The following is a 17,644-nucleotide window of genomic DNA, read 5'->3' on the forward strand; positions in this document are numbered from 1 at the left end:
ACTTAACCCCGCACGTCGGCTTCGGTGACGGGGGCGATCTTGATTTCCACGCGGCGGTTGGCGGCCTTGCCCTCTTCGGTCGCGTTGGACGCGATCGGCTGGGTTTCGCCATAGCCGCGCGTGCCGATGCGGGCGGACTGGACGCCGCGACCGATCAGATAGTCGGCGACGGAGCGGGCGCGCCGTTCCGACAGGGTCTGGTTATAGGCGTCCGACCCGTCGCTGTCGGTATGGCCGAGCACGTCGATATAGGTTTTGGGATATTGCGCCAGCACGCTCGCGACGTCGTTGAGCGTTGGCTGGAACTGGGGCTGCACATCGGCGCGGTCATAGCCGAAGGTGATGCCGGAGGGCATGCGCAGCAGCAGATTGTCGCCGTCGCGAATCACGTCGACGCCCGTGCCGGCGGTTTCTTCGCGCAGCTTGCGTTCCTGGGCGTCCATATAAGCGCCGACGCCCGCGCCCGCGATGGCGCCAATGCCAGCGCCCAGAATCTTTTCGGTCCGGTCATTGCGCCCGCCGACCAGATCGCCCAGCAGATAGCCGCCCAGCGCGCCGCCGATGCCGCCGATCGCGGCCTTGGAAATGGTGCGCTGACCGGTGTTGGGATCGGTCGTGCAGGCGGTGGTGGCCAGCATCGCGGCCAGGCCTGCCGCGCCGATGATGCGGTGAGAAATCTTCATGATCCTGATCCCTTGTCTTTCCTGAATCTCGTTTTGGCGCCCGTATGAGCCGAATAACCCCAAAATCACCGAGCTATGTGTTTGTTCCACAAGCGAACTGAACGGGCGATGATGGGGATGTTGTGCAATTGAAAGAATAACGGTTATAGGAGGTCGCTGACCGCCATGGCCACGATCCCCCTTCCCAATCCGACGCCCTTTCCCTGGGCCGATCTTTTCATCATTCTCGCCCTGGTGGCGTTGAACGGTATTTTCGCGATGTCGGAGCTTGCCATCGTATCGGCGCGCAAGCCGCGCTTGCAGGGGCTGGAGAAGGCCGGGCGCAAGGGCGCGGCGACGGCGTTGCGGCTGGCGAGCGATCCGGGCAAATTCCTGTCCACCGTGCAGATCGGCATCACCCTGATCGGCATTGTCGCTGGCGCCTATTCGGGCGCGAGCCTGGGCGGCCCGGTCGGCGAACGGCTCTATGCGCTGGGCCAGAATCTGGGCATAGGCCTGTCGTTCAATGCCGCGGAAAATCTGGGCTTTGCGCTGGTCATCGGTTTTACCACCTATGCATCGCTGATCATTGGCGAACTGGTGCCCAAGCAATTTGCGCTGCGCGCGCCCGAACCGATTGCGGTGATCATGGCCGGGCCAATGCTGTGGCTGTCCAAGGCGACCGCGCCGGTCGTGTGGGTGCTCGACGGGTCGAGCGCGCTGATCTTCAAGCTGTTGCGGATGAACCGCGAATCGGAACAGCATGTGACCGCCGAGGAGCTGCATCTGATCGTTGCCGAAGCCAGCCGGTCGGGCGTGATCGAGGAAAGCGAACGGGCGATCATTTCAGGCGTGGTGCGGCTGGCCGACCGACCGGTGCGCGAGGTGATGACGCAGCGCATGGACGTCGACTGGATCGACATTGCGGCGGATGACGCGACGATTCGCGCGCGATTGCTGGAAACGCCCCATACCCGGTTGCCGGTGGGCCGCGGATCGGTGGAGGATATTGTCGGCATCGTCCAGGCGCGCGACATTATGAGCGCGCTGTTCCGGGGCGAGACGCTGAATGTCGGCGCGCTGATGCGCAAGGCGGAGGTGGTGCCTGACCAGGTCGATGCGATGGACGCGCTGGAAGTGCTGCGCCGGTCGGACGTGCCGATGGTGATGGTCCATGACGAATATGGCCATTTCGAGGGGATCGTGACCCCGGCCGACCTGTTGTCGGCGATTGCGGGCCATTTCGCGTCCGATCGCGACGCCTATGACGAGCCTGACGTGGTGGAACGGGAGGATGGCAGCCTGCTGGTATCCGGGCAGATGCCGATCGACCAGCTGGCCGAGCGGATCGGCATCGGCCTGTCGGAGGACCGCGATTATGCGACCGTGGCGGGCCATGCGCTGTGGCTGCTCAAGCGCCTGCCGGAAGTCGGCGATTTCGTCGACGATCAGGGTTTCCGTTTCGAGATTGTCGATATGGACGGGCGCAAGATCGACAAAGTGCTGGTCGCAGAGCGCTGAGGCGCGCGGGACAATCGGTTGCCGAAATACTAACATTCGTTATGATCTTCCCCAAAGGAGAGGATCATGCGATTTACCGAACAGGATTATCTGGCCTATGTCGCTGCGTTCAACGCGCGCGACTACAAGACGCTGGAGACGTTTTTTGCCGACGATTTCGCGTTGGAAAATGCGGGGTTCAAGGTCCAGGGAAAGGCGGCGTTCCGCGAATTCTATGCGTTTTTCCATGACTATATCCGTGAAACCGTGTTGTTCCGCGGCTTTTATCCGGGCCAGGACGGCTTCGTCGCCCATGTCGTCATCCGCTTTGAAGGGCTGAAGGATCTGACCCCGGCCGTGCTGGCGGAAAAGGGTTATCCGGGCATGACGCCGGTCAATCGTGGTGGCAGCGCAGATGTGGAGTTTCTGATCCTCTACCTGCTCGATGCGGACGGACTGATCCGCCATATCAAGGGCGCGGTCTGGGTGCCGGAGCGCTGAGCGACGATCAGTCCAGCCTTTTCACCCAGAATTGCATCGGGTGGTCGCTTTCGACGGCGTCGCCCCTGTCCTTCCAGCCAAACTGGCCGATCAGCCCATCGACCGGCGCAAAGCCGCGCTTGTGCCAGAAGGGGTCGAGCGGGCTGTAGCCGGCGGGGCGGGCAGGGTGATCGGCCGGGCGGATGACGGCGCAGAAGGCGGCGATGGAAAAGCCAAGGTCGCGCGCCCTGGCTTCGCGCCGGTCGAAAAAGGCGTGGCCGATGCCATGGCCGCGCCATTCGGGCAGCAGGACCGATTCGCCGAAATAATAGACATGGCCAATATCCATGCCGCGCGCGCGGAAGGGGGCGGCGAAGGCGGCGGCATGATCGGCCATCGGCGCGGCGGTGGCGGCGCCGACCAGCCTGTCGCCCTGATCGGTCCTGGCAAAGGCGCCGACGACCAGCGCGCCGGGGCTGTCGGCATAAGCGGCCAGATAATCGCGCTCATAGGCGCGGTCCCCGTCATAGAGATAGGGGAAGTCCCTGAACACCGCGATGCGCAGGTCCGCCAACGAATCGAGCGCGGCAACCAGTGCCGCGCCCGTCAATTCGCATATGTCGACCGGCGTACCGATCGGGCTTTACTCGGCAGCGTTCGCTGCCGGAGCTTCGCTCGCATTGGCAGCGTTGCCCGCTTCGGCTTCGGCGGCGTTCGCGCCTTCGGCGGCCGGCGCAGCGTCGGCAGCTGGCAGCGGCAGGTTGGAACCCTGCGTGTTCATCCAGGCGATCAGGTTGGCGCGATCGACCGGATTGCCAAGGCCCGCAAAGGTCATCTTGGTGCCAGGCGCAAATTCACGCGGGCTCTTAAGCCAGTGATCGAGATTTTCGAAGGTCCAGCTGCCGCCCTTGCCGGACAGCGCCGCCGAGAAGGCGAAACCGCCCTTGCCCTTGCCGATTTCCTCGCCGACCGTCGCATACAGGTTGGGACCGATGCCGTTGGCGCCGCCCGACGTGATGGTGTGGCAGGCGGCGCACTTGGCAAACACCTTCTCGCCCGCTGCGACGTCCGCGCTGGCCAGCAGGGTGTTGAGGCCGGGGCCGGAAGCCGCGCCTTCGCCTTCAGCCTCGACGCCTTCGATCGCATAGCCCATCGGTTCGGGCCGTTCGTCATGGAAATATTTGGAACTGACGATCGCGCCGCCGAGCGCGATAATGCCAGCGAACAGCGCCCAGCCCGCTACGGTATTGAAACGATCGCCCATTTCGCTCGATTTCCCTTGCATTTCTGTTCGGGCGGCTGTCTTGGCGCCCCCTCTTGGCCGTTGCCATAATGGCGGACACGCGAACGTGCAACCCGGCTTGACACCACAAATGCGCAGGGGAGCGTCGCGCTTGCGCCGCCGACGCTTGCGCGGCCCCGCGCAACTGCCTAAGCGCGCAGCCATCCATGGAAAACTATCCCGCCCCCGCGCGCGCGATTGTCGCGCAACTGGCTGAAAAAGCCGCCGCCGACCCGGCCCGCGCCGTTGCCTATCAGGGCGCGCCGGGGGCCAATTCGCATCTGGCGGCGCTTGGCTATGCGCCCGATTGCGTGCCTTTGCCCTGTTTCGCATTCGAGGATGCGATCGATGCCGTGCGCAACGGACAGGCGGAACGGGCGATCATCCCGATCGAAAACAGCCTGCACGGGCGGGTGGCGGACATGCATTTCCTGCTGCCCGAATCGGGCCTGTCCATCGTGGACGAATATTTCCTGCGCGTGCGCCATTGCCTGATGGCGCCGGACAACAGCCCGGTCAAAAGCGCGATCAGCCATCCCCAGGCGCTGGGCCAATGCCGCCATTATCTGCGCGAACGGGGCATCCAGCCGGTCGCCTATGCCGATACGGCGGGCGCAGCGGCGCTGGTGGCGGAAACGCGCCTGCCCGGCGAAGGGGCGATCGCGCCCTATCTGGCGGCGGAGATTTACGGCCTGCGGCTGATTGCGGAGAATATCGAGGATAGCGACGATAATGTGACGCGCTTCCTGGTGCTGGCGCGCGCGCCGCGGATGCCGGTCGCCAATGTCGGGCCGGTCATGACGACTTTCCTGTTCGAGGTGAAGAATGTCCCCGCCGCGCTCTACAAGGCGATGGGCGGCTTTGCGACCAACGGCGTCAACATGACCAAGCTGGAAAGCTATCAACGCGGCGCGAGTTTCGCCGCGACGGAGTTTTTCTGCGATATTGAAGGCATGCCGGGCGACCCGGCGGTCGACCGGGCGCTGGCGGAACTGGAATTCCACACCAAATGGGTGCGGATGCTGGGCAGTTATCGGCAGGCGCGGCCACGGACTTAGGCGCGCGCAACCGATCATCCTCCCTTCAAGGGCAGGTGTCGGGCCGCAGGCCAGACGGAGGGGTGTCGCCGTCTCGATAGGGTAACACCCCTCCGTCAGCACGTCGTGCTGCCACCTCCCCTGCAAGGGGAGGATGTCACAGTTGTGCGAAGAAAAAGACGGGATTGCAGCTTTCGTTGGGATGCCGGGATTTGTTTGGGCTATAGGCGCTGGATGGTCGCAGCTATTTTCTGGTCCGCTTTGGCGATGAGCGCCATTGTCGGCGTTCGCTATCTGCTGGCGAGCGGCGGTTTTGCGCTGGCGACGCGAGTGCGGCAGCCGGGCCTGTATCGCGGGCTGGAGCGGCAGATGCGTCGGGAGATCGGCTGGTCGCTGCTGTCCGCGCTGATTTACGGCATCCCCGCCGGGATCGTCGCATGGGGATGGCAGGCGCGCGGATGGACGCGCATCTATACCGATGTCGCAGCCTTCCCGATCTGGTACCTCCCCGTGTCGGTACTGCTTTACCTGGCCGCACATGACACATGGTTTTACTGGACGCATCGCTGGATGCACCGGCCCAAGCCCTTTCGCATCGCCCATGCGGTGCATCATGCCAGCCGCCCGCCGACGGCCTGGGCGGCGATGAGTTTTCACCCCTGGGAAGCGCTGACCGGGGCGGTGGTGATACCGGCGCTGGTGTTCATCATCCCGATCCATGTCGGCGCGCTGGCGGCGGTGCTGACGATCATGACGATCATGGGGGTCAGCAATCATATGGGGTGGGAGATGTTTCCGCGCTGGATGGTGCGCGGGCCGCTGGGCGGCTGGCTGATCACCGCCACCCATCATCAGCGGCATCATGACCTCTATGCCTGCAATTACGGCCTCTATTTCCGGGTCTGGGACCGATTGTGCGGCACGGACCGGGGGCTGGGCGATTTTACGGCAAAGGCGCGCGCGTGAAGGGGCGGGCCGGTGGGTTGACGTTGCTGGTTCCGCTGTTGCTGGGCGCGGCGCCGCTGGGGCAGCCGCAGCCGCTCATCATGGCGCTGGAGGGGCTGCGATCGACCAAGGGACAGATATTGGTGTGCGTGACGCGGGTGCCGCGCTATTTCCCGGATTGCAGCGACGATCCCGACAAGCGGCATTTTGCGGTAGCGGCCAGGGGTGGCGCGGTGACGATCGGCAATGTGACGCCGGGCGATTACGCCATCGCGATCGTCCATGACGAAAATGGCAATGGCAAGCTGGATACGTTCGCGGGCATCCCGCGCGAGGGGGTCGGCTTTTCCCGCAATCCGGTGCTGCGCTTTGGCGCGCCCAGTTTCCGATCGGCCAGTTTTGCGGTCGCAGGCGCGCCGGTGGAACAGGATATCCGGGTCAAATATTTCCTGTAGGCATATCCGGCGGAACCTGTAACCGGCGTGAAACATTCTCTGGCCGACCGCCATTGGCTGAACAGGGGCCTTATGAACCAGCTTACCCGCATCCTCCTCCTTACCCTTCCTTTCATGGCCGCCGCGCCCGCGCTGGCGCAGGAGGCGGAGGATCACAGCAGCCTGACCATTGGCGTGGGCGTCGCTTCCGTCCCCAGCTATGAAGGGTCCGACGATTCCCGATTGATCGTTGGCCCGCAATTGCGCGGCAAGGTGAAGGATCATGCCTTCTTCACCCGTGGCCCCATGCTGTTTTTCGATGCCATTCCCAACCGGGATGATAGCGGCATCGACTTTCAGGCGGGGCCGGCCGTGGGCGTCCGGCTGGACCGGACCAGCCGCAAGCAGATCAAGGACAGCGCGGTCGAAGCGCTGGGCAAGCGCGATACCGCAGTCGAGGTCGGCGGCTATGTCGGCATCGGCAAGACCGGGATCATCACCAGCGCCTATGACAATCTGAGCGCGCGGGTCGCGGTGACCAAGGATGTCGCGGGCGCGCATGAAAGCTATATCGTCACCCCCGCGATCGAATATTTTACGCCGCTGTCGATCCGCAGCTTTGCGGGCATCGGCCTGTCGGCCGATTATGTCGGCAAGAAGTTTGGCCGCTATTATTTCGATGTCGATGCAGCGGGCGCGCTGGCAAGCGGCCTGCCGGTCTATACGCGCGGCGGCAGCAGTTCCGGGTTCCGGCGCGTCAACGCCAATCTGACGGGGGGCTATTCCCTGTCCGGCGACATCCGCAAGGGCTGGGTGATCGTCGGCGCGATTGGCTATTCGCGGATGCTGGGCCGCTATGCCGATTCGCCCGTGGTGGCGATTGCCGGGTCGAAGAACCAGTTTCTCGCCGCGCTCGGGGTTGGCTATACTTTCTGAGAAGTTTTTTTAAAAATGCGCGAAAGAGCGCATTTGTGCTGCCGCACCGGCCCGCTCCCCCACCCGGCCACCCATAGAATACTGGCGTAGGGCATCCGGGCAGGGGAGCGGGCGAGTTTGTTGCAGCGCGCGTATCTCCTGCCTTGCGGGGAGGGTGACGCTACCCATATTGCGGGCTATGGAGGCGGCGACGTACCGCAGTGGCAGGAGATGAAAGCGTGGCGACCCTGGGAATGAGCGAGGCCGACAAGCTGGCCGTGGAGGCGTTTCGCCGCGACGTGGTGGAGCCTTCGCGCACGCAGTTGGTGATCGTGGATTTCTGGGCCGAATGGTGCGGTCCGTGCAAGCAGCTGACGCCGATCATCGAGAAGGTGTGCGCCGACTATGCGGCCAAGGGCGTCAAGCTGGTCAAGGTGAATGTCGACGAAAATGGCTTTATCGCCAGCCAGTTCCGGGTCCAGTCGATCCCGACCGTCTATGCCGTGTTCCAGGGGCAGCCGGTCGCCGACCTGTCCCAGGCGCGGACTGAAGGGCAGCTCAAACAATATCTCGACCAGTTGCTGGGCCAGTTGCCGATCGAATCGGAGGAAAAGGCGCAGGAACTGGAAATCGCCCCATTGATCGCCATGGCCGAGGAAACGCTGGCGGCGGGCGATGCCGAGCGTGCTCTGTCGATCTTTGCCCAGATTGCCGACATGGTGCCCGGCCATGCCGATGTGGCGTCGGGCCAGGCGCGGGCGCTGGTGGCGATGGGGCAGCTGGACGAGGCGGACGCGGTGCTGGACGCGCTGCCCGCCGATGCGGCGAAGGATCAGGCGGTAGATCGCGCGCGCGCGGCGATTGCCCTGGCGCGTGACGCCAAGCCGGTGGCCGACCTGTCGGGGCTGGAGGCGAAGGTCGCAGCCGACCCGGACGATCATGCCGCGCGGTTCGAACTGGCGGGCGGGCTGATGGCCAATGGCGACCGGGACGGCGCGGCGGAGGCGCTGCTGGAGATCGTGCGGCGCGACCGGGCGTGGAATGACAGCGCGGCGCGGACGCAATTGCTGACCCTGTTCGAGGCGGTCGGGCTGGAAGATCCCTGGGTATCGGCGCAGCGTCGCAAGCTGTCGCAGATATTGTTCGCCTGACGGCCCGGCCGGTGCCTCTCGCCCGCGTCTCGATATTCCCGCTGTCCGGCGCGCTGCTGCTGCCCGGTATGGATTTGCCGCTGCATATTTTCGAGCCGCGATACCGCGCGCTGATTCAGGACACGATGGCGCGGGACCGGCGGATCGGCATGATCCAGCCGCGTGGCGACGGGCCGGTGCCGCCCCTGTTCGACATGGGGTGCCTGGGCCATGTCAGCCATATCGAGGCGCTGGACGATGGGCGGTTCAACATCATCCTGACCGGGCTGGCGCGGTTCAAGGTGGTGCGCGAATTGCCGGTAACGACGCAGTTCCGCCAGATCGAGGCCGATGTGATGCAGGCGCCGCAGGAGGATGAGGTGCTGCATGCGGTAGAGCGGGCGGCGCTGGAGCAGGAATCTCGCCGCTTTGCCGATGCGCTGGGCTATGTCGTCGACTGGACGGCGGTGTCGCGGCTCGATGATATGGCGCTGGTCAATGGCATCGCCCAGATCGCGCCATTCGACGCGGCGGCCAAGCAGACGCTGCTGGAGGCGGACACGCTGGGCGAACGGTCGGAACGGATCATCCAGCTGATGCAGATTTTCGGCCGGATCGAGCGCGATGGCGGCGCGACGATGCAATGAATGGGGCAATGACCGGGGCAATGAGCGGTTCAGGTGCTGGCGCGCCGGTCGACCCGTGGCTGATGGCCAAGCTGGTCTGCCCGGTGACGCGCACGCCGCTGCGCTGGGACGATGCGCGCGGGGCGCTGGTCTCCGACGCGACGGGGCTGGCCTATCCGGTGCGCGATGGCGTGCCGGTGCTGCTGCTGCGGGAGGCGGTGGCGATCTGAGCCGAATACGGAGGTGGTTACGGGTAAGCGGCGATACATTCCACTTCCAGCGGCGCGCCCAGCGCCAGGCCATCGGCGCCAAAGGCGCTGCGCGCGGGCAGGCGCTTGCCCTTGAAATAGGGGAGATAGGCCGCGTTGAAGCGGGGCCAGTCGGCCATGTCATCCAGCATCACCGTGCATTTGACGACATGGCCAAAGTCGAGGCCGTTGTCGGCCAATATCCTGGCGACCGAATCCATCGCCGCCCTGACCGCAGCATCAAACCCTTGCCCGTGCGGGTCCATGCCCGGCGGCACCTGCCCGATCTGGCCGGACAGATAGAGCGTGTCGCCGACGCGGACGGCGGGGGAGAAGGGCAGAGCCGCGGGCATCGCCTGCTGCGCCATGGCGGGTGCTGCGATGGTCAGGCTGAGCGCGGCGAGGAGGGCGAATGGCTGCATGGACGGACCCCTGTCGGACGGAAAAGGGCCGGTGCGTTTCCGAACCGGCCCTTCCTTTATGACATGATTTAACGGTCTATCAGAATTTGAAGTCGATGCGGGCGTAATAATAGCCGCCCGACGTGCCATAGGCGCCGTGGTTATAGGGGCTGTTATAGGAGCCGGAGCCGTTGATGTAGGGCGACACGCCGGGATTGACGACCACCCCGGTGCCGGTCACCAGCTTGGGCACTTCTGGAATCTTGTCGAACAGATTGTTCGCACCGATCGAGAAGGTGACATTGTCGGTGAAATCATAGCCGACTTCCAGGTCGGTGATGATTGCCCGTTTCACCACGCCGTTGAAATAGAGCTGGTTCGCATTGACGCCGTTGATCAGCGCGCCGTCGGCGATCAGGAAGCCGCCATCGGGGATCACGCCGCTGCCAACGCCCGGACGGACCAGCACGCTCTGCTTGGCATAGAGGGTTTCGCGCAGGTTGACGGTCAGCTTGTCAGCCTTCAGCAGGGCACCGAAGCCGACCTTATATTTGGGCGTCGTATCTTCGATATTGCTTTCCGACGCGGCGTTGAACAGCGGATAGCCGACCTTGTTCTTGGTGATCTTGGTCTTGTTGTAATTGCCGTTCAGCGACAGGTTGAGCGTGCCGAAACCAAGCGCGACCGGATAGCTGGCGGAGAAGTCGATGCCCTTGGTCTCCGTGTTGATGCCGTTGGTGAAGCTTTGCACGCCAACGGTCTGGAGCGCGGTATCGAGAACGATGCCGGCGGCCGCCAGCGCGTCGAAGATCGCTGCTGCGCCGGGCTGGATCACGCCGCCCTGGACGGCGTTGCGCGATGCGGTAGCGGCGATGCGGTCCTTGATCTTGATAAGATAGGCATCGACGGTGATCGCCAGCCGGGGCACGGGGCGCAGAACGATGCCCGCCGAGAAGTTCTTCGATTTTTCCGGGCCAAGCGAATCGAAGCCGAGCAGGGCGGCAGCGGGCGTGCCAGCGGGAAGCTGGGCGACGGCGCTGGTCGGCCCCACGTTGATGGTCGAATATTTCTGTTCGGCCAGTGTCGGTGCGCGGAAGCCGGTGCTGGCCGTGGCGCGGACCGCAAAGGCATCGGACAGATCATAGCGGGTCGTGATCTTGCCGATCAGCGTATCGCCGAAATCGGTATAATCTTCGTAACGGCCCGCCAGATCGACGCTCCAGCCTTCGACCGGGTTGGCGATGAAGTTCAGGTAGCCCGCGCGCGAACTGCGCTTGAAACGCCCGGCGTCGGTCGACTTGTAGCCGGGGAAGGACTGAACCCCCGTCTTGTAGGTCGAATAGAAATCGCCCTGGACGATTTCATAGGTGTCCTTGCGATATTCGCCGCCGAACGCGAAGGTCAGCGGAGTGGCCATGCCTATGTCGAATTCCTTGCGGATGTCGGCGGTCACTGTGGTCTGGCTGAGGCGGAAGCCGCCGTCATAGGCCTTGTCAGGCGTGTTGGGAACGCCGACGCCCAATAGCGACGCGGCATAGCTTTCCTGCCACACTTCGCGATGGGCGGACCTCTCGGTCCAGATGTCGTTCTTCTGATTGCCGTAGGTGGTGCTCAGGTCATAGTTCCAGCCTGCGGTTTCGCCCCGCGCGCCGACGGTGAAGCTATATTCATCCTCGATCACATGCTGGAGCGGGACCATGCCCACAGTGCCGGTATTGCTGTAGCAGATATTGGGATTGTAGGCCGCGGGCGTGACGCCGCCACCCAGATTGCCGGATTCGTAGCAGATGCGCTTGGGATGGCGGTAGCCCTGCTTGGCCCAGCCTTCGCGGCGGGCGAGGCTGCCGAAGCTATAGACTTCCACGCCGCCGAAATCATAACCGGCATTGTAGAAGAGCAGGTTGAGTTCGGTCTTGGGCTGGCCGCCATTGATCCCGGCCAGCGCGTCGCCGGTAAGGTTGGACCATTGGGCAGGGGCATTGGGCTGGAGCGTGCCATCCAGCTTCGTCACCTGCACCTGGCCTTCGCCGAGCGTGGTATAGTCCTGACGGCGATGGAACAGGGACAGGTTGATATAGCCGTCCTCGCCAAGCCGGACGCCATAATTGCCGGAAACGGAGAAAAGTTCGCCTTCGCTGTCATAATGCTGACCGCCGGTCAGCTTGATCGAGCCGCCCTCTGGATCATCCTTCAGAATGAAGTTGATGACGCCTGCAATGGCGTCCGTGCCATATACGGCGGCGGCGCCTTCCTGCAGCACTTCGACGCGTTCGACCGAGTCTGGCGGAATAAGATCAATGCTGGGCGCGGCCGAGCCGGAGAAGGCACCGAGCACCTGAAGGATGCCATTGCCGTGGCGGCGCTTGCCGTTGACCAGTACCAGCGTGTGGTTGGGGCTGAGACCGCGCAGACGGGCCGACAGCGAGAAGCTGGAAAGGTCGGTACCCTGCGTCTGAGCCGTGAAGCTTGGTACGATCTGGGTCAGCACCTGGTTGAGGTTCGGCTGGCCGACATGGGCGATGGCGTCCTGGCTGAGCACCTGGATCGGTGCGGCGCTGTCTGCGGCCTGCATGCCGACGGCGCGCGTGCCGGTGACGATGATCGCTGTACCTTCGTCAACCTGTGGTTCCTGCGGCGCGTCTTGCGCGATGGCGCAGGCGGACCAGGACGATGCGAGGATCAGTGAGAGTTTAAGCGCCGATAACCGTGTCATTCATGCCCCCTGTTCAGCTTTATCGATGACAGGGGGAATGACGAAGGGGCAGCGCCGATCCTCTATTGCGCTGCACAAAAATTACAGATTTATGGATTGTTTCTGCTTCGTTTCTATGTCGGAAACGAGGCGTTATTGGGCAGGCGCAGCCGCATAAGCCGATTTTGCGGCTGCGCCAAAGAGCCGTGTGGTCAGGACGCCATGGCGGCCTCTATCAGCGCCTTGGCTTCCGCCCCTTCCCAATCCATCGCGCCGATCACGCGGACCATTTCCTTGCCCTTTGCGTCATAAAGGACGGTCGTGGGGAGCAGGCCGGTGGCATAGTCGAAGCCGAAATGATTGTCCGGGTCAGCCCAGCCCTTGAGATGGGGCAGGGGATGCTTGGCGAAGAAGGGCTTGACGGCCTTTGCTCCCTGCGTGTCCTGCGAAATGGTGAGGACGGCCAGCCCCTTGGGGCCATAGCTTTGCGCGATCCGGTCGAGCGTAGGCATTTCCGCGACGCAGGGGGTGCACCATGTCGCCCACAGATTGACCAGCATCGGGCGTCCGGCGAAATCCTGCAAGGTAGCCTCGCCCCCGTCGGGATTCTGGAAGGCGAAGGTGGGAGCGGGGGTGCCCGCCTTGCTGCGGTCCAGCCGATAGCTGAACTCGCCGTCTCCCTGCGAGGCATTGCCTGACGCGGGAACCTCACCGCTCATGCTTGCATTGGCTTGCCCAGCGGGCGGCGATTGCCTATCGCAGGCCGCCAATCCGGCAGTCAGGAGCAGTATCATCAGCGCGCGTGAAGCAGATCGGGACAATGGGGGTTCCAAGGGAGAAGGCTCCAACAGCATGTGGGGTGGCCGGTTCGCGGCCGGCCCCGCTTCGATCATGCGCGAGATAAATGCCTCCATCCCATTCGACAAGCGATTGTGGAAGCAGGACATCGCAGGATCGAAGGCGCATGTCGCAATGCTGGCCAAGCAGGGCATCGTCGATGGCGAGGATGCGCAGGCGATTACTGAGGGGCTGAACCGGATCGCGGCGGAATATGAAGCCGATGGCGTGCCCGTGGACCTGGACCTTGAGGACATCCACATGGTCACCGAATCGCGGCTGGCGCAGCTGATCGGCCCGACCGCCGGGCGGCTGCACACCGCGCGCAGCCGCAACGATCAGGTGGCGACCGATTTCCGCCTGTGGGTGCGCGATGCGATCGACGAGGTGCAGGCGGGGCTGACCGGCCTGCAACGCGCGCTGCTGGCGCGGGCAGACGAGAATGCCGATGCGGTGATGCCGGGCTTTACCCATTTGCAGTCGGCGCAGCCGGTGACGCTGGGCCATCATTTGATGGCCTATTATGAAATGGTGCGCCGCGACCGCAGCCGCTTTGCCGATGCGCGGGCGCGGGCGGACGAATGCCCGCTGGGCGCGGCGGCGCTGGCCGGCACGGGCTTTCCGATCGACCGGCACGCGACGGCGGCCGCCCTGGGCTTTGCCAAGCCGACCGACAACAGCCTGGACAGCGTGAGCGACCGCGACTTCGCGCTCGATTATCTGATGGCGGCAACGCAGGCATCGCTGCACCTGTCGCGGCTGGCGGAGGAGTTCATCATCTGGGCCAGCCAGCCCTTCGGCTTCGTCAAGCTGCCCGACGCCTATTCGACCGGCAGTTCGATCATGCCGCAAAAGCGCAATCCCGACGCCGCCGAACTGGTGCGCGGCCATGCCGGGCGGATCATGGGCTGCATGAACGCGCTGTGCGTGACGATGAAGGGGCTGCCGCTCGCCTATTCCAAGGATATGCAGGACGACAAGCCGCCCGTTTTCGAGGCGCACGACCTGCTGGCCCTGTCGATCGCGGCGATGACCGGGATGATCGAAACGGTGACGTTCCGCACCGACCGGATGCGCGGCCTGGCCGAAAGCGGCTTTGCCACAGCGACGGACCTGGCCGACTGGCTGGTGCGCGAAGGGGGTATTCCTTTCCGCGAGGCGCACCATATCACCGGACGTGCCGTGGCGGCGGCGGAAGCGGCGGGCGTGCCGCTCGACCAGCTGCCGATCGCCACATTGCAGGGCATCGACGCGCGGATCGACGATCGCGTCTATGCGGTGCTGACGGTCGATGCGTCGGTCGCCAGCCGGATGAGCCATGGCGGCACGGCGCCCATGCAGGTGCGGGCGCGGATCGCGCAGGCGCAGGAGGAATTGGGATCATGACGATTCGGACGATCGTGGGACTGGCCTTTACCGCGCTGGCGCTGGTTTCCTGCGGCGGGCGGCAACCGTTGAAGCCCGTTGCGGGCCAGGAGCTGCCAGCGGTGCCGGTGGGCGCGGCGACTTCGCCGACCGCCGCGCAGTTGATGACGCCATCGACCCAGGCGCGGCCGCAACGCAATGTGGAATTGCTGACCCAGTCGCAAAAGCGACAGGCGGACGAATTTGACCTGCCGCCCGAAAAGCAGCCCCAATAAGAGACTGAGGACCGGAATTTGGACCATTTCGACTATGTGGACGGCGCCATGCAGGTGGAGCAGGTGCCGATGGCGGCGATCGCCGATGCGGTCGGCACGCCGGTCTATGTCTATTCGACCGCGACCCTGACGCGCCATGTCGGCGTGTTCCGCGACGCACTGGGCAGCCTTCACAATCCGCTGATCGCCTTTGCGGTCAAGGCGAACCCCAATGCGGCGGTGCTGGCGACGCTGGCGAAACTGGGCCTGGGCGCGGACGTGGTGTCGGGCGGGGAATTGCTGCGCGCGATCGCGGCGGGCATTCCGGCAGACCGCATCGTCTTTTCGGGCGTGGGCAAGACGGCTGAGGAAATGCGGCTGGCGCTGGACCATGGCATTTTCCAGTTCAATCTGGAAAGCGAACCGGAAGCGGAAATGCTGTCGCAAGTCGCGCTGTCGATGGGCAAGCGCGCGCCGGTGGCCTATCGGATCAACCCGGATGTGGATGCGGGTACCCACGCCAAGATTTCGACCGGCAAGTCGGAAAACAAGTTCGGCATCCCCTATGCCAGGGCGCTGGAAAGCTATGCCGCCGCGCGCGATCTGCCGGGGCTGGATGTGCAGGGCGTTGCCGTCCATATCGGCAGCCAGCTGACCGACCTCGCCCCGCTGGAGGCGGCCTTTACCAAGGTTGGCGCGCTGATCGCGGCGCTGCGCGATGCGGGCCATGACATTCGCACCGCCGATCTGGGTGGCGGCCTGGGCGTTCCCTATGACCCCGCCCAGCCGGAGCCGCCCAGCCCGGCGGCCTATGGCGACATGGTGTGCCGGGTAACGCAGGACTGGCCGGTGCGGCTGATGTTCGAACCGGGCCGGGTGATCGTGGGCAATGCAGGAGCCTTGCTATCGCGGGTTGTGCGGGTGAAGCAGGGCGCGAAGGCGCCTTTCGTCATCGTCGACGCGGCGATGAACGACCTGTTGCGGCCCAGCCTGTATGACGCCTGGCATGATATTCGCGCGGTGACCCCGGCGGGGCAGCGCGCCGCCGCCAATGTGGTGGGGCCGGTGTGCGAGACGGGCGATACTTTCGCCATGGGCCGCGACATGGACGTGGTGGCCGCGGGCGATCTGGTCGCGTTCATGACGGCGGGCGCTTATGGCGCGACGATGGCGGGCACCTATAACAGCCGCCCGCTGACCCCTGAAGTGCTGGTATCGGGCGACAAATGGGCGGTGGTGCGTGCGCGCCCGCCGATCGAGGCGCTGATCGCTGGCGATAGCATTCCGGACTGGCTGGCCGACTGATGCACAGCCTGCCCGTCTTTCTGCGCCTGACGGGCAGGCCGGTGATCCTGACCGGAGCGGGCGAGGCGGCCGACGCCAAGCGCCGCCTGCTGGAGCGGGCGGGCGCGCAAATCGTGGGTGAGGAGGACAGCGCTGCGCGGATCGCCATCGTGTCGGATGGCGACGCGGCGACGGCGGAGCGGCTGCGGGCGCGCGGCGTGCTGGTCAATGCGACCGACAATCCAGACCTGTGCGATTTCACCCTGCCCGCGATCGTCGACCGCGATCCGGTGCTGATCGCGATCGGCACGGGCGGGGCGTCGGCGGGGCTGGCCAAGGCGCTGCGGCAGAGGCTGGAGGCGATGCTGCCCGCGCGGTTGGGCAAATTGGCGGATGGCTTGCTGGCCGCGCGCGGGGCGATCAAGGCGCGCTGGGCAGATGCCGGCGCGCGGCGGCGGGCCATAGACGCGGGCCTTGCGCCGGGTGGGATGATCGACCCGCTACGGGCCGACGCGGCGGATGCACTTGGCGCGTGGCTGGCGGCGGAGGGGCAGGCGGTAGCAGCGCGGCTGGTATCCATCCGTCTATCGTCGGACGATCCGGATGAACTGACGCTGCGCGCCGCGCGGTTGCTGGGGGAAGCGGACAGGATCTACCATCCCCCGTCAGTGCCTGCCTTGATCCTCGACCGGGCGCGGGCGGATGCGGCGCGGATCGTGGCGGACGGGCCGCCTGATCATCCGGGTGAAGGCTTGTCGCTGTGGGTGACGTTGGGCGAGGGGATAGCCTAAATCTCGTCCGCTCGAAACGAACCGCGATGCGTGGCTCAGCCCTGTTGCGCGCTCAACCGTTCGACTTCGTCATGCAGCGCCTGGATGGATGATACGAGGCGGGCGCGGTCGGCCTGAAGTTCGCGCAAGGTTTCGCGCGTTTCGCCCAGTTCGACGGCGCGCCGCGCGATGCGGGCGTCCAGTTCGGCATTGTGACGGGTGAGCGTGCCGAGCGTTTCGGCGCGCAGGCACAGATGACGCAGCCGCGCATCGAGCACGTCGAAATCAAAGGGTTTGACGACATGATCGTCGGCCCCGGCCTCCAGCGCCTCCACCGTCGACTGGCTGTCGAGCCGCCCGGTCAGCATGACGAAGCAAGCGGAGGCGGAAAGGTTCGCCGCGCGGATTTTCTTCATCGTCGCGATGGCGGGCAACATGGTCAGCCCCATGTCTATCAGGATGATGTCGGCCGGGCGTGTGACGAGCAGGTTGACCGCGACAAAGCCATTTTCCGCCAGCGCCACGTCATAGTTCAGGTGCGACAGACGGCGGGCGACGACGGCGCGCGCGGTAGGATTTTCGTCGATCAGCAATATGCGAAGGCGGCGTTGCGGTCGGGCAGTCTCGCTCATGTCCTGATCGTCGGGCCGACGGCTGCGAACGCGTTTGAAGATCGGCATGGCTCCACCCTTTTGCTACAATCCCCATGATAGGATGGCCGCGCAAAGAATTGGTTAATGAGCGGTAGCCACGATTAATTACATTTAATTGGTCCCCCCTTC

General features: G+C 64.6%; 20 protein-coding genes. 13 read left to right on the forward strand and 7 right to left on the reverse strand.

Annotated elements, in window-relative coordinates:
* Positions 1 to 2: 2 nt before the first annotated feature.
* Complete coding sequence (locus CJD35_RS07570; RefSeq protein WP_017183834.1) at positions 3 to 683, reverse strand: YiaD family glycine zipper/OmpA-like lipoprotein; 681 nt, start codon at positions 681 to 683, stop codon at positions 3 to 5.
* Between the two features lie 165 nt (positions 684 to 848).
* Here CJD35_RS07570 and CJD35_RS07575 point away from each other — a divergent pair, with 165 nt between their 5' ends.
* Entirely contained in the window at positions 849 to 2,183 is a 1,335-nt protein-coding gene (locus CJD35_RS07575; protein WP_017183835.1) for a hemolysin family protein, read from the forward strand.
* 66 nt (positions 2,184 to 2,249) lie between these two features.
* Positions 2,250 to 2,663 (forward strand): nuclear transport factor 2 family protein, encoded by a 414-nt coding sequence (locus CJD35_RS07580; protein WP_017183836.1) that lies wholly within the window; start codon positions 2,250 to 2,252, stop codon positions 2,661 to 2,663.
* Between the two features lie 7 nt (positions 2,664 to 2,670).
* On the opposite strand, the gene CJD35_RS07585 is transcribed toward CJD35_RS07580, so the two are convergent.
* On the reverse strand, positions 2,671 to 3,252 hold the full coding sequence (locus CJD35_RS07585) for a GNAT family N-acetyltransferase (protein WP_017183837.1): 582 nt from the start codon (positions 3,250 to 3,252) through the stop codon (positions 2,671 to 2,673).
* A 33-nt stretch (positions 3,253 to 3,285) separates the two neighbouring features.
* Positions 3,286 to 3,906, reverse strand: a complete 621-nt coding sequence (locus CJD35_RS07590) for a c-type cytochrome (protein WP_017183838.1) — start codon at positions 3,904 to 3,906, stop codon at positions 3,286 to 3,288.
* A gap of 185 nt (positions 3,907 to 4,091) precedes the next feature.
* Between CJD35_RS07590 and CJD35_RS07595 the strand changes: the two genes are divergently transcribed.
* The 7 genes from CJD35_RS07595 (at position 4,092) to CJD35_RS07625 (ending at position 9,241) form a co-directional block, all read left to right on the forward strand.
* Positions 4,092 to 4,982: a prephenate dehydratase gene (locus CJD35_RS07595; protein ID WP_017183839.1), complete on the forward strand. Its 891-nt coding sequence runs from the start codon at positions 4,092 to 4,094 to the stop codon at positions 4,980 to 4,982.
* Positions 4,983 to 5,195: 213 nt separating this feature from the next.
* Entirely contained in the window at positions 5,196 to 5,927 is a 732-nt protein-coding gene (locus tag CJD35_RS07600) for a sterol desaturase family protein (protein ID WP_017183840.1), read from the forward strand.
* Positions 5,924 to 6,361, forward strand: a complete 438-nt coding sequence (locus tag CJD35_RS07605) for a DUF2141 domain-containing protein (protein ID WP_017183841.1) — start codon at positions 5,924 to 5,926, stop codon at positions 6,359 to 6,361. The genes CJD35_RS07600 and CJD35_RS07605 overlap by 4 nt, the downstream gene beginning before the upstream one ends.
* Before the next feature lie 72 nt (positions 6,362 to 6,433).
* Complete coding sequence (locus CJD35_RS07610) at positions 6,434 to 7,276, forward strand: MipA/OmpV family protein (RefSeq protein WP_095686974.1); 843 nt, start codon at positions 6,434 to 6,436, stop codon at positions 7,274 to 7,276.
* A 218-nt stretch (positions 7,277 to 7,494) separates the two neighbouring features.
* The gene (locus CJD35_RS07615; RefSeq protein ID WP_026002523.1) at positions 7,495 to 8,406 is read left to right on the forward strand and encodes a tetratricopeptide repeat protein; all 912 of its coding nucleotides are present in this window, start codon (positions 7,495 to 7,497) and stop codon (positions 8,404 to 8,406) included.
* Positions 8,407 to 8,417: 11 nt separating this feature from the next.
* A complete protein-coding gene (locus tag CJD35_RS07620) occupies positions 8,418 to 9,032 on the forward strand; it encodes an LON peptidase substrate-binding domain-containing protein (RefSeq protein ID WP_017183844.1) in 615 nt (204 codons plus the stop codon).
* Positions 9,033 to 9,052: 20 nt separating this feature from the next.
* Positions 9,053 to 9,241 carry a Trm112 family protein gene (locus tag CJD35_RS07625; RefSeq protein WP_017183845.1) on the forward strand — a complete coding sequence of 63 codons (189 nt, stop codon included), beginning with the start codon at positions 9,053 to 9,055 and terminating at the stop codon, positions 9,239 to 9,241.
* A gap of 17 nt (positions 9,242 to 9,258) precedes the next feature.
* On the opposite strand, the gene CJD35_RS07630 is transcribed toward CJD35_RS07625, so the two are convergent.
* From CJD35_RS07630 to CJD35_RS07640, 3 genes are all read right to left on the reverse strand, one after another.
* Positions 9,259 to 9,681 carry a RidA family protein gene (locus CJD35_RS07630; RefSeq protein ID WP_017183846.1) on the reverse strand — a complete coding sequence of 141 codons (423 nt, stop codon included), beginning with the start codon at positions 9,679 to 9,681 and terminating at the stop codon, positions 9,259 to 9,261.
* Positions 9,682 to 9,760: 79 nt separating this feature from the next.
* Positions 9,761 to 12,373, reverse strand: coding sequence for a TonB-dependent receptor plug domain-containing protein (locus CJD35_RS07635; RefSeq protein ID WP_017183847.1), 2,613 nt, complete (start codon positions 12,371 to 12,373; stop codon positions 9,761 to 9,763).
* Between the two features lie 191 nt (positions 12,374 to 12,564).
* Positions 12,565 to 13,146 carry a TlpA family protein disulfide reductase gene (locus CJD35_RS07640; protein ID WP_017183848.1) on the reverse strand — a complete coding sequence of 194 codons (582 nt, stop codon included), beginning with the start codon at positions 13,144 to 13,146 and terminating at the stop codon, positions 12,565 to 12,567.
* A 58-nt stretch (positions 13,147 to 13,204) separates the two neighbouring features.
* Here CJD35_RS07640 and argH point away from each other — a divergent pair, with 58 nt between their 5' ends.
* The 4 genes from argH to CJD35_RS07660 are packed head-to-tail and all read left to right on the forward strand — an operon-like array spanning position 13,205 to position 16,883.
* Complete coding sequence (gene argH, locus CJD35_RS07645; RefSeq protein WP_017183849.1) at positions 13,205 to 14,575, forward strand: argininosuccinate lyase; 1,371 nt, start codon at positions 13,205 to 13,207, stop codon at positions 14,573 to 14,575.
* A complete protein-coding gene (locus tag CJD35_RS07650; RefSeq protein ID WP_017183850.1) occupies positions 14,572 to 14,829 on the forward strand; it encodes a hypothetical protein in 258 nt (85 codons plus the stop codon). Before argH ends, CJD35_RS07650 begins: the two co-directional genes overlap by 4 nt.
* Positions 14,830 to 14,847: 18 nt before the next feature.
* Positions 14,848 to 16,113, forward strand: a complete 1,266-nt coding sequence (gene lysA / locus CJD35_RS07655; protein WP_017183851.1) for a diaminopimelate decarboxylase — start codon at positions 14,848 to 14,850, stop codon at positions 16,111 to 16,113.
* Entirely contained in the window at positions 16,113 to 16,883 is a 771-nt protein-coding gene (locus CJD35_RS07660; protein WP_017183852.1) for a precorrin-2 dehydrogenase/sirohydrochlorin ferrochelatase family protein, read from the forward strand. Before lysA ends, CJD35_RS07660 begins: the two co-directional genes overlap by 1 nt.
* A 35-nt stretch (positions 16,884 to 16,918) precedes the next feature.
* Here CJD35_RS07660 and CJD35_RS07665 read toward each other — a convergent pair whose 3' ends face one another.
* The gene (locus tag CJD35_RS07665; RefSeq protein ID WP_017183853.1) at positions 16,919 to 17,542 is read right to left on the reverse strand and encodes a response regulator transcription factor; all 624 of its coding nucleotides are present in this window, start codon (positions 17,540 to 17,542) and stop codon (positions 16,919 to 16,921) included.
* Between the last annotated feature and the right edge of the window lie 102 nt (positions 17,543 to 17,644).

The sequence above is a fragment of the Sphingobium xenophagum genome (genome assembly GCF_002288285.1).
Taxonomy (GTDB): Bacteria; Pseudomonadota; Alphaproteobacteria; order Sphingomonadales; family Sphingomonadaceae; genus Sphingobium; species Sphingobium xenophagum.

What these genes read in the sequence shown, in the direction of transcription:
- CJD35_RS07590 (WP_017183838.1), bottom strand. Translation starts at nt 3,906, where the DNA reads ATGGGCGATCGTTTCAATACCGTAGCGGGCTGGGCGCTGTTCGCTGGC.
- CJD35_RS07600 (WP_017183840.1), top strand. Translation starts at nt 5,196, where the DNA reads ATGGTCGCAGCTATTTTCTGGTCCGCTTTGGCGATGAGCGCCATTGTC.
- CJD35_RS07580 (WP_017183836.1), top strand. Translation starts at nt 2,250, where the DNA reads ATGCGATTTACCGAACAGGATTATCTGGCCTATGTCGCTGCGTTCAAC.
- CJD35_RS07635 (WP_017183847.1), bottom strand. Translation starts at nt 12,373, where the DNA reads ATGACACGGTTATCGGCGCTTAAACTCTCACTGATCCTCGCATCGTCC.
- CJD35_RS07640 (WP_017183848.1), bottom strand. Translation starts at nt 13,146, where the DNA reads ATGATACTGCTCCTGACTGCCGGATTGGCGGCCTGCGATAGGCAATCG.
- CJD35_RS07660 (WP_017183852.1), top strand. Translation starts at nt 16,113, where the DNA reads ATGCACAGCCTGCCCGTCTTTCTGCGCCTGACGGGCAGGCCGGTGATC.
- CJD35_RS07665 (WP_017183853.1), bottom strand. Translation starts at nt 17,542, where the DNA reads ATGCCGATCTTCAAACGCGTTCGCAGCCGTCGGCCCGACGATCAGGAC.
- CJD35_RS07625 (WP_017183845.1), top strand. Translation starts at nt 9,053, where the DNA reads ATGAGCGGTTCAGGTGCTGGCGCGCCGGTCGACCCGTGGCTGATGGCC.
- CJD35_RS07630 (WP_017183846.1), bottom strand. Translation starts at nt 9,681, where the DNA reads ATGCAGCCATTCGCCCTCCTCGCCGCGCTCAGCCTGACCATCGCAGCA.
- argH (WP_017183849.1), top strand. Translation starts at nt 13,205, where the DNA reads ATGTGGGGTGGCCGGTTCGCGGCCGGCCCCGCTTCGATCATGCGCGAG.
- CJD35_RS07570 (WP_017183834.1), bottom strand. Translation starts at nt 683, where the DNA reads ATGAAGATTTCTCACCGCATCATCGGCGCGGCAGGCCTGGCCGCGATG.
- CJD35_RS07610 (WP_095686974.1), top strand. Translation starts at nt 6,434, where the DNA reads ATGAACCAGCTTACCCGCATCCTCCTCCTTACCCTTCCTTTCATGGCC.
- CJD35_RS07595 (WP_017183839.1), top strand. Translation starts at nt 4,092, where the DNA reads ATGGAAAACTATCCCGCCCCCGCGCGCGCGATTGTCGCGCAACTGGCT.
- CJD35_RS07650 (WP_017183850.1), top strand. Translation starts at nt 14,572, where the DNA reads ATGACGATTCGGACGATCGTGGGACTGGCCTTTACCGCGCTGGCGCTG.
- CJD35_RS07575 (WP_017183835.1), top strand. Translation starts at nt 849, where the DNA reads ATGGCCACGATCCCCCTTCCCAATCCGACGCCCTTTCCCTGGGCCGAT.